At 44.4% G+C, this 10,223-nt stretch carries 7 protein-coding genes and 1 pseudogene; 3 read left to right on the top strand and 5 right to left on the bottom strand.

Annotated elements, in window-relative coordinates; all coding sequences use genetic code 11:
- The 3 genes and pseudogenes from B2Y23_RS14870 to B2Y23_RS14860 form a co-directional block, all read left to right on the top strand.
- Positions 1 to 621: pseudogene (locus B2Y23_RS14870) on the top strand (hypothetical protein); the annotation flags it as partial.
- An 87-nt stretch (positions 622 to 708) separates the two neighbouring features.
- Positions 709 to 1,278, top strand: coding sequence for a rhombosortase (gene rrtA / locus B2Y23_RS14865; RefSeq protein ID WP_291355178.1), 570 nt, complete (start codon positions 709 to 711; stop codon positions 1,276 to 1,278).
- Positions 1,279 to 1,463: 185 nt separating this feature from the next.
- Entirely contained in the window at positions 1,464 to 3,662 is a 2,199-nt protein-coding gene (locus B2Y23_RS14860; protein WP_291355180.1) for a TRAP transporter large permease subunit, read from the top strand.
- A gap of 63 nt (positions 3,663 to 3,725) precedes the next feature.
- Here the strand turns inward: B2Y23_RS14860 and B2Y23_RS14855 are convergent, their stop codons facing one another.
- From B2Y23_RS14855 to rnr, 5 genes are all read right to left on the bottom strand, one after another.
- A complete protein-coding gene (locus B2Y23_RS14855) occupies positions 3,726 to 4,598 on the bottom strand; it encodes a DMT family transporter (protein WP_291355182.1) in 873 nt (290 codons plus the stop codon).
- Positions 4,599 to 4,650: 52 nt separating this feature from the next.
- A complete protein-coding gene (locus tag B2Y23_RS14850; protein ID WP_291355184.1) occupies positions 4,651 to 5,088 on the bottom strand; it encodes a hypothetical protein in 438 nt (145 codons plus the stop codon).
- 13 nt (positions 5,089 to 5,101) lie between these two features.
- Positions 5,102 to 5,311 carry a YheV family putative zinc ribbon protein gene (locus tag B2Y23_RS14845; protein ID WP_291355263.1) on the bottom strand — a complete coding sequence of 70 codons (210 nt, stop codon included), beginning with the start codon at positions 5,309 to 5,311 and terminating at the stop codon, positions 5,102 to 5,104.
- A gap of 41 nt (positions 5,312 to 5,352) precedes the next feature.
- Positions 5,353 to 7,392 (bottom strand): M3 family metallopeptidase, encoded by a 2,040-nt coding sequence (locus B2Y23_RS14840; protein WP_291355186.1) that lies wholly within the window; start codon positions 7,390 to 7,392, stop codon positions 5,353 to 5,355.
- 152 nt (positions 7,393 to 7,544) lie between these two features.
- Positions 7,545 to 9,965 carry a ribonuclease R gene (rnr, locus tag B2Y23_RS14835; RefSeq protein ID WP_291371649.1) on the bottom strand — a complete coding sequence of 807 codons (2,421 nt, stop codon included), beginning with the start codon at positions 9,963 to 9,965 and terminating at the stop codon, positions 7,545 to 7,547.
- Positions 9,966 to 10,223: the final 258 nt, after the last annotated feature.

Genomic DNA, 10,223 nt, shown 5'->3' with positions numbered 1-10,223 from the left:
ACAAAATATAATAAGGCCTTGGGTGATGGATGCCCGAAAATGAAAAGCGACCTTGATCAAACTGTATATTTAATGGGGATGATCAGTGGTTTACAGGCCATGACCAATGACATTAATTCTGGCGGTGCAGTCAATGTACCAAAAGATATTGCTGCGGTGGTAGAACGCGGCATGGTGTGTCTGGACAATACTAAATTCTGGGGTGCGCCAGAAGCGGCGCGTGCAGTCATTTGGACTTTGCTGCCGGGTGCAGGGGATGGTAAGCCAGATCCTTATCAGACTTTAAAACAGTCGGTGCAACTGGGTGAGCAAAAAGGCGTACGCCTGTCACATGCCTTATATGCAGTGGCAGCTCAAGCCAGCGGGGACGATGGCAAAATTCGTGATGCTTTAAAAGCATTTGCCAATGCCCGTTCTGAAGAAAAACCGGTCAATCCGCAATTCAGACTGGTAGATAGCATGGCGCAAAATATGGTGCAGGGTATTTCAGACCGTTACTGGACTGAACATACCGGCATCCGTTCAAGTGATGATGGCATGCAGCGTTTTTGGGATGATCAGGACAATTCCGCAGAGCTGGATGACTTATTTACTGAAAATGAGAGTGCTGCATCTTCTTAAGTTAAACTGGGTGAAAGAGAATACAAGAAAGATTGGCTGGAATGATGTTCTATTTTTAATCCATCATTTCTAGCCGAGGGCATGCCAATGAAAGACCAGTTTCTGATGCAAAAAATTATTTTTATTGCATTTGTAATGTCTTTTTCGGCATGCCTTCAAGTTTTTGCAGATTCATTTATCTATTGGCAAGTTGATTTATTCAAAGAATTCTGGCGTTTATGGACAGCCCATTGGGTACATGTGGGCTGGATCCATTATCTGCTGAATATGCTGGCATTTGCATGCTTACCTTTTATTTTTCCCCGCGTCAAAATCTGGCATTTCGTGGCTCTGCTGTTATTGCTTCCACCGTTTATTAGCCTGTGTTTTTATTATTTCTTTCCCGATATAGAAGCCTATGCCGGCTTGTCCGGAGTTTTGCATGGGGCTTATGTCGCCGTTGCCTGTGTGCATTTGCTGTACAGGAAAGAACGCAATTTTGCTGCCTTGGTGCTGTGCCTGATTCTGGGGAAATTGCTTTGGGAAAATACAGTCGGCAGTGTCGGTACAGCGGAACTGATTGGTAGTCCAGTGCTGGTCGAAGCACATTTATTGGGGGTTATTGGGGGAGTAGGCATCGCCTTGGCTTATGTTTTATGGGAGTATTTCGTGGAATAGTGGCGAGATTGACATTTAAAACAGAAAAGAAAATACATATTGTCATTTTCATTGGTATCGAGTTAATGCAAATTTGTTCATAAGAATAAAGAGATTGAATAGAGAAAGGATATTGTCTATTCAGAAAAGGAAAGTTGGCATTGCTGAAGCGGTGGCAATGATCAAAATAAGAAATAGGAAGGCACATGCAAAATGATGAAAACAACAGATCAGGATTAGGTCTGTTACGTTATATATGGACAGAGTGGATCTCGACTTTTGTCATTCTATTACTACTTTTGCTCACACTCATCATTGGTACCGGTGAGATGATTCATGGTCAGCTATTACGTGTGGGTGAACGTTTATATGGTAATGAACAAATTGGCATGCAATATTCTTTCTTACGTGCAGAACCGACCAAGCCAAGCTGTGATCTACATCCGGATATTGATGCACAAGTACAAAAGCAAATGAAAGCCAATGCCAATGATGAGTTCGCCGATATTTTCGGGACCACATCGGAAGCAGATGTACGGGCTTCAGTCATGGCAGGGCAGCAACAGTGCCAGGAAAAGTATCAGTTCTATGACAAAGCCATTAAATATATGGATGAGCATCCAACGATAAGAACTTATCGTACCTTGGAAACATCATTCTTTGGAATCTTTAAGTTTGGTACTGAAAACCGGGTCATCATTTTATTGCTGATGGTTGTGGTTGCTGCAATTACCGCTTCAGTGAAATTTCATCATATTGGTTTACGTGCGCCAACCACCAAACTGGATTATCGCGTTTATGCCCTGTTTATGGTATTAGGTAATGGTTTGCTCACGGCATCGGTACTCAGTCAATATCACTCGATTATCAATTCAGGTGTGGCTTCAACTTATGAAACCCTGACGGTTTACTGGCTGTGGATTTTCCTCTTTATTACCTTGACCCTGATCAGTCTGTTACAACTGTTTAAACCCCCTGTAGCCAAGCAGGAAGGTAAGGGCAATCTGGGGCTGGCTTTACTGAGTGTGCCTTTATATGCCTACATGGCATTGGTGACCGGGTTGGTTTTTACCTTTGTCATGGATTATCCAATGGGGCAAGGGATTTACCTCGGAATTCTGGTGGAATTCTCAGGCATTTTCTTAAACCTTGCACTGTTTATCTGGGCCGGTATGTTACTGACTCAAACCCGGGTGATGGATTTATTCCTCGGTATTTTACGTCCTTGGAACTTGGCACCTGAAACCCTGACCTGGTTGATTTTGATTGCTGCAGCGATTCCAACTGCTTATACCGGTGCTTCTGGTATTTTCGTTGTTGCCGCAGGTGCGATCATTTATAAGGAAGTATGGAACTCGGGTTCACGCCGTCAATATGCTTTGGCTGTTTCAGCCATGTCAGGCTCGCTGGGGGTAGTGATTCGTCCATGCTTGCTGGTGATTCTGATTTCGATGCTCGACAGCCGCCATGTGACTTCAGATGAACTGTTTGATCACGGGATCTATGTATTCTGGCTTACGGCCTTGATTTTCCTGGGGGTATCACTTTACCTTGCAGAAACACGTTTCCGTGTGAACTCACCTAAAGTGGCCGTACCGGGCATGTTGAAAGCCATTGTGCCGGTGATTCCTTATATCGTGATTACCATTGTTGTCATTTTGATGTACACCGTGGGTCTGGATACCCAAATGGATGAATTCACTGCACCGGTGATTCTGCCAATTATTCTGATTGCTTATATTATGTTTGATAAATGGTGGGGTGATCGTTTTGTGACACCACCAGACCGTCATGCTGCTTTAGCTTTGGAGCATGAAAAACAGTCGACCTTTATGCGTGACCATACGCCACATGGCGGAGAAAAATCACGCGGCTTTGCCCATTCAATGTGGTTTGCTTCGGCAGAAACCGTTGGACATATTGGTGCATTGATTATCTTGATGGCCTTGTCTGCAAGTGTAGGCGGTTTGATTGAACGTAGTGAAGTGGTAGAATTGTTGCCAACACATTTGGGCAATATCTATATTTCACTAGCCTTTATTGCATTGTTGCTGGCAATTGTCGGGATGACTACCGATCCGTTTGGCGCCGTGATTCTGGTGGCTGCAACCATTGCACCGGTGGCTTATGAAAATGGTATCCATCCAATCCATTTCTGGATGATTGTATTGGTCGCATTTGAGCTGGGCTATGTATCTCCGCCAGTGGCGCTGAATCATCTCCTGACCCGAATGTCGGTTGGTGATGATGAGGTTCGTGCAGCTGATGCGGAAGCGAAAGCCAAATACACCAAGTTCTATTACCGTTATGAACGCTGGTTGCTGCCGATTATGGTGCTGTTCCCATCCTTGCTGATTGTGACCTATGCGCCGTATATTTTTAAAATGTTCGGTTGGTATCATTAATTCATCATGCTAAAAAAGCACCTTCGGGTGCTTTTTTTATGACAGGAAGAACTGGCTGAATGATTAGGCTGAACGTTTTTGAATAAGCGGACTACACAGGATAATCGCACTCAGAATAAGCCCGAAACCCATTAAACTATAATGATCGGGTGTTTCCTGCCAGAATATAAAGCCCCAGATTCCGGCGAAAATAATGGCAATATAATTCACTGGGCCAATTTGTCCGGCTGGTGCAAGTTTATAGGCATTAGACATAAAAATTTGACTGATATTGGCCAGCAGTCCCGCGCCAATCAAGAAACCCAGTTCAGTCCAGCTATAAGGACGCCATAGCCAGAACATCGGAATCATGGAAATGAGGGTGCCGATAAAACAGAAATAAAACACGATTTTTTCTGGCGATTCGGTACGGGTAAGCGCACGAACCGTTACAAATGCCATGGCAGCGAGGAAGCTGGCCCCCAGACCAATGACCGACATCTGGTTAAACATGCCGGCATCCGGCTTGGCCACAAGTATTACCCCGGCCAGACCAATGGCAGCTGCGATCAGCATGGATCGGGTGATTTTTTCTTTCAGAAATAGCCAGGCAATCAGTGGAATAAAAATCGGGGAAGAATAGGTAAACACCATGGCATTGGACAGCTTTAAATGGGCAATCGCATAAAAGAAGCCATACATGGCAATCAGCCCGATCACGGCACGCCAGCTATGCATCCAGATTTTTTCTGTCTTAAAAAAATCGATACCTTTAGTGAAAATCAGCGGTAGAAAAATAAATAGACCAACAAAATTGCGAAAAAATACAATGGTAGGATTATCGACTGTTTGTGAGGCATAGCGAATACAAACGCCCATCAGAGAAAACAGAAAAGCAGAGCAGGTGAGAAAGCTAAGTGCCTTGATTAAATTAATATTGCTTTTTGGGATGGGCATTAAACAAATTCAGCTCAAATATGTACGGATATTTTAGCTGAATTTTCACGCATTATAAGGGTTGTTTTTGAGCCAACTGAGCTTCAAGTAATTTAATCTGTTCTTCTTTTAAGGCAATCAGTTGATCTGCATCGGCATGTTGAGCTTTCAGCAAGGTTTCTTGCTCATTTAACTGGTTTTGAATATCGTCCAGTTTGGCCACTTCTTCTTTGGCTAAAGATTCATTTTCTGAAACTGGTGCTTGCAGCATTTTTTTATCTACAAGCTGAATAGTTTTCTGATCAGTTTCGGCAGCCGATTCTGCTGGTTTAACCTCGGCAGTAGGCGCCGGTTTTGCAGGTGCCGTTAAACTGGCACCTTCATGTTCAGGCAGTGTTTCATTTGAAGTTGCAAAAAACCATTGATAGGCCAAAAAAAGCACAATGATTGCAACTAATCCCCCCGTGATGCCCAATAAAAGTTTTGGGCTATTTCTTTGATCTAATGTCATATTGAACCTGTTTTTATTTAGGCTGACGCGGTTTGAACTGAATGACACCAATCTCATCCGGGACTTCCGGCATCTGTGGTTCATCGACATGCGTTGGCCGATTTTCGTTATAGCCGCAGTCGACACATTCAATCCATTCATCGTCGCCAGAAGTTAGCATGACAATCCGATCTAGCGCTTCACATTTTGGACATTTAGCACCTGCAATGAAACGACGTTTGATAGTCATCATCCTAACCTTCCGAACAATCTTAGATTCTTATTTTAAGCGTTTTTAGAGGGCTTCGTCCAACCTTGATGACGTAATAACGCATCTATTTTTGGCTCGCGTCCGCGGAAATTGATAAACGCGTCAAGTGCTGTATCTTTTCCGCCAACTGCTAGAATAAACTGACGAAATTCTTTTCCGGTCTGAACATTAAAAATTCCTTCTTGTTCAAAGCGATCGAAAGCATCACTGGCCAAAACTTCGGCCCATTTATAAGAGTAATAACCCGCAGCATAGCCTCCGGCAAAAATATGGCTAAAGCTATGCTGGAAACGGTTATAACTTGCCGTTGGTGCGACCGCGTATTTTTGACGGATTTCATCTAAAGTGGCTTGTACCTGCTCGGCATTTAAAGCGGAACTGTGCTTGTGTATAGACAGGTCAAACAGGGCAAATTCGATTTGACGCAAGGTTTGCATACCGGACTGGAAGAAACGAGCATCTAGCAAGGATTTAAGCAAATCTTCCGGTAAATGCTGTTTGGTTTCGATGTGTTCGCTGAGCAGATCGAGGCTGTCAGTATCCCAGGTCCAGAATTCCATAAACTGGCTTGGTAGCTCAACCGCATCCCAATCCACGCCGTGGGTACCTGCAACAGCAATATGGTCGACTTCGGTCAGCATATGATGCAGGCCATGACCAAACTCATGGAACAGGGTATTCACTTCATCATGTGTGAGCAGCGCAGGTTGATCGCCGACTGCAGGGGTGAAGTTGCAGACCATATAGCAAATCGGTTTTTGCAGGCCTTGTCGGGTTTGCATGCGCGAGCGGAAACCACTCATCCATGCGCCGCCACGTTTGCCGCTACGTGCATAGAGATCGAAATAAAAACCGCCGACCACCTTGCCTTGATCTTCCAGTTCAAAATAGCGTGCATCGGGATGCCAGACTGGCGCTTTACGTTCCACAATGTTGATGCCGTAAAGACGATTCACAATGCTGAACAGGCCTTGCAAAATTTTGGGTGCAGGGAAATACGGTTTCAGGGATTCCTGAGATAAATTGAACTGTTGCAGTTTCAGTTTTTCAGAATAGTAACCGGTATCCCAAGGCTGTAACTCGAGTATGCCATCCTGAATGGCAATCGTTTTTAATTCGGCAATTTCTTTACTTGCAGGTGTACGTGCATGTTCAGCCAGATCCACCAGGAACTTATCTACAGTTTCGACATCCGGTGCCATTTTGCTGGCCAGCGATAACTCGGCAAAATTAGCAAAACCTAATAGCTGTGCCATTTCATGACGCAGACTCAGGATTTCTTCCATCACCTGAGTATTGTCAAACTCAGGATGCTCAGACAGGTCGGAAGCACGTGTAGTATAAGCCTTGTATAATTCTTCACGTAAGCCCCGGTCATCGGCATAGGTCATGATGGCCAGATAAGCCGGAATGTCTAAAGTCGCAACTGGCTGATCCAGTTCACGTTGCTGACCATATTGTTTGAGCAGATCGATACTGCTTTGCGGTAAACCTTTGAGTTGTTCTTCGGTCAGAGGCTTGAAATAGATTTGGGTAGCATCTAATACATGATTCGAGAAGTCAGATGACAGCTGCGACAAACGAGAAGAAATTTCAGCATAACGTTTTTTCGCTTCACCTTCCAAAGCTACACCTGAAAGTTTGAAATCGCGCAGTGCCAGTTTAATAGCACTTTGATGGGCTGCTGGAAGCGTATTAAACACCGTTGCATCATGCACATGTTGATAGGTTTGATACAGCACCGTGTGTTGACCCAGCTGAGTGTAGTATTCGCTTAGTGCTGGCAGTAAAGACTGGTACAGTTCACGTGTTTCCGCATTATTCATCACGGCATTGAGATGTGAAAGCACACCCCAAGCTTCACTCATGTTGTTTTCCAGCGTATCGACCTGTTCCAGAACATTGAGCTGTGCCTGAGCATCTTCTGGAACTGCGGTTAAATCTTTTAAAAAACTTTGTCCTTGTTGAATGGCTTGTTCAATCTGTTGTTTTAAATCGGCCAGTTGAATCTGGTCAAATTGTGGAACGGGCAAGGTCGCCTTTTCTAAAGTCATTTCTAATACGCCATATCATTTATAAAGTTAATAATAGATGTAGGGCTTAGAGAGAGGGAAATCAAGGCTTATTGTTCTTTTGCTAAATAAATACTGATGAAGCATAGCTTTGAATAAAAAAGCCCTACCGAAGTAGGGCTTTTATCAGAAAATTATTCGATCTTGGTTTTCGCATTCGACTTTTTCTTTTTCGGCTTAGATTTTTTCTTCAGCTTGTCTTTGGGTTTTGCATCCGATTTGGCTGAAGATTTTTTATCTGATTTTTTAGCCAATGAAGTCGTTTTGGCTTTTGGCTTTTTCTTTCGAATCGGCTGTTCACCATCTTCACTCACTACAGCTTTCGCACGCGGGCTAAATACTTCTTCTGTTGTTGTCTTAGCCACACGTGGCGCTCGGCTACGAATAGCACGGCCGGCATGGGTCATTTGTTGCAACAGTTCAAAGTCAATCTTGCGATCTTCCAGATTTACCGCAGCCACTTTAATCTTGACTTCATCACCCAGACTAAAGGTTTGACCGCGTGCCTGACCGATCAGGCTTTGGCTTGGCTGGTCATAGACAAAATAGTCATCGCCCAGTTGGCTGACGTGGATCATGCCATCGACATATAAATCTTTTAAGGTCACAAACAGACCAAATTCAGCGACTGCACTGATGATACCGACAAATTCCTCACCAAGATGCTGCTGCATATAGTGACATTTCAACCATGTAGTGACGGAACGGGAAGCCTCATCGGCACGGCGCTCAGTTTGCGAGAAATGTTCACCAGCATCATCCAGAGCAGCACCAGAAAGCGCGAAAGGCTTTTGTTTTAAATGAGCCTTGATAGCACGGTGCAATAACAAGTCCGGGTAACGGCGAATCGGGGAGGTGAAATGCGTATACGCTTCATAAGCCAAACCAAAATGCCCAGCGTTGTTGGCGCCGTAATAAGCCTGCATCATCGAGCGTAACAACACCGCGTGAATGCTTGGCGCATCAATACGGTCTTTGGTGGCTTCAATCACCGCCTGATAATCTTTTTGTGTTGGCTGTTCCGGGAAAGGCAGGCCTAGCAATTTCACATATTCACGCACTTTTTGGATACGTGAAAATTCAGGTGGCTCATGCACACGGTACAACATTGGAATGTCATTTTCCAAGGCGTATTCTGCAGCGGCTACATTGGCCAGCAACATACATTCTTCAATCAGTTTATGCGCTTCATTACGTGAACGCGGCAGAATTTCATTAATGCCACCGAGCTCATCAAAGGTCATGTAGGTTTCGACTGTTTCGAATTCCATGGCATGACGCTCTGCACGCAAACCTTTCAAGATCTGATACAGCTGGAACAGGGTATTCAGCGATTTACGCACATCGCGATTTTCAGGAATCGCTTTGCTGTCACCATCAAAATACTGCGCGACCTGGGTATAGGTTAGGCGTGCTTTAGAATGCATTACAGAAGGGTAGAATTCAAAACCTGTAACACGACCGGCGCGTGACAGTTTTAAATCACAGACCATACAGAGACGGTCGACATGCGGATTCAGCGAGCATAAGCCATTAGATAAGGCTTCCGGCAACATCGGCAAGACAAAATGCGGGAAATAGACTGAAGTGCCACGTTCTTTGGCTTCATCATCCAAAGGTTTATCGTTGCGCACATAATGGCTGACATCGGCAATGGCAACCACCACACGGTAACCACCACCTGGACGTTTTTCTGCATATACGGCATCGTCAAAGTCACGGGCATCTTCACCATCAATGGTGACCAGCGCTAAATCACGTAAATCGATACGACCCTGACGATCCTGTTCATTCGGCTCTTTAAAGCTTTCTGCGTCGCGAACCACTTCTTCCGGGAACTCATAGGGCAAGCCAAATTCCAGAATGGTCTGCGGAATAATGATTTCAGTATCGGCTTTGTCTGCCATCGATTGTACGATATGACCGGTCGCCAGTTCTTCACGGGTCGGGTAGTCATCAATCGCGACACGAACTGAATCACCCACTTTCACCTGGGCATGTTCAATCAGTTCTTTTTCCAGGGTAATCGGTTGATGGGCATTCGGATTGCCGGGCTGAATAAAGTATTCGCCATCGTGAACCGCCACTTTACCAATAATTTGCTTAACCCGATGTTGCACAACTTCGGTGATAAAACCCCAGGCTTTACCTTTGCGGTCCACAGAGGTTTGACGGACCTTGACGCGGTCGCCATTAAACACCAGACGCAGCTCGCGTTCAGGCAGTAAAATGTCATCATGGTTGGCAATGGAAGCACTGCCTAAACCTTTGGAATTGATATAGACAGTGGCTTCATGAGTCGGCTGGCTGGCTGCAAGCTGGAACTTGTATCCATCTTTCATTAACTGGCCATCTCGGACCATGGCAATCAGGCGATGACTGAGTGCATCAATACTTTTTTGATCTGCAATTTCAAAATGTTCCACTAAATCTGCATGTGATTGTGGAGCTTGTAATTTTTCAATCGTTTCAGAAATCAGAATACGGCTGGGAATAGGATTTTCATAGCGTTCAGCTTCAGCTTTAGCTTCAGGATCGACCCAATTTTTCATAATGTCTTTGGCTTCATGTCAGAAGATAGGATTAGCATAAGTCATGCTGCCACATACTGCACGTAAATGATTGCAATATTGTGTTTTTCAGTTCAAATTTTGGGGCGGAGTTGAATATTTCACCATCCGCTAGCTTAAAAAACAGTGAAAAGGGCAGAAGAATGTTGGAAATTGTTTAAAAAATAGATGATTGATTAAAAATATCAGAATTTTTTGAAATCTGACTTGAAGAAATGAAGTTTAATTTGTATTATGGCGGCT

Origin of the sequence: Acinetobacter sp. UBA5934, assembly GCF_002430855.1 — a bacterium.
Classification (GTDB): Bacteria; Pseudomonadota; Gammaproteobacteria; order Pseudomonadales; family Moraxellaceae; genus Acinetobacter.
Note: the sequence above shows the minus strand (reverse complement) of the source record. Positions and strands in the feature narration are given on the sequence as shown.

Coding starts and splice junctions, on each gene's coding strand:
- B2Y23_RS14860 (WP_291355180.1), top strand. CDS start 1,464: ATGCAAAATGATGAAAACAACAGATCAGGATTAGGTCTGTTACGTTAT.
- B2Y23_RS14850 (WP_291355184.1), bottom strand. CDS start 5,088: ATGACATTAGATCAAAGAAATAGCCCAAAACTTTTATTGGGCATCACG.
- B2Y23_RS14855 (WP_291355182.1), bottom strand. CDS start 4,598: ATGCCCATCCCAAAAAGCAATATTAATTTAATCAAGGCACTTAGCTTT.
- B2Y23_RS14840 (WP_291355186.1), bottom strand. CDS start 7,392: ATGACTTTAGAAAAGGCGACCTTGCCCGTTCCACAATTTGACCAGATT.
- rrtA (WP_291355178.1), top strand. CDS start 709: ATGAAAGACCAGTTTCTGATGCAAAAAATTATTTTTATTGCATTTGTA.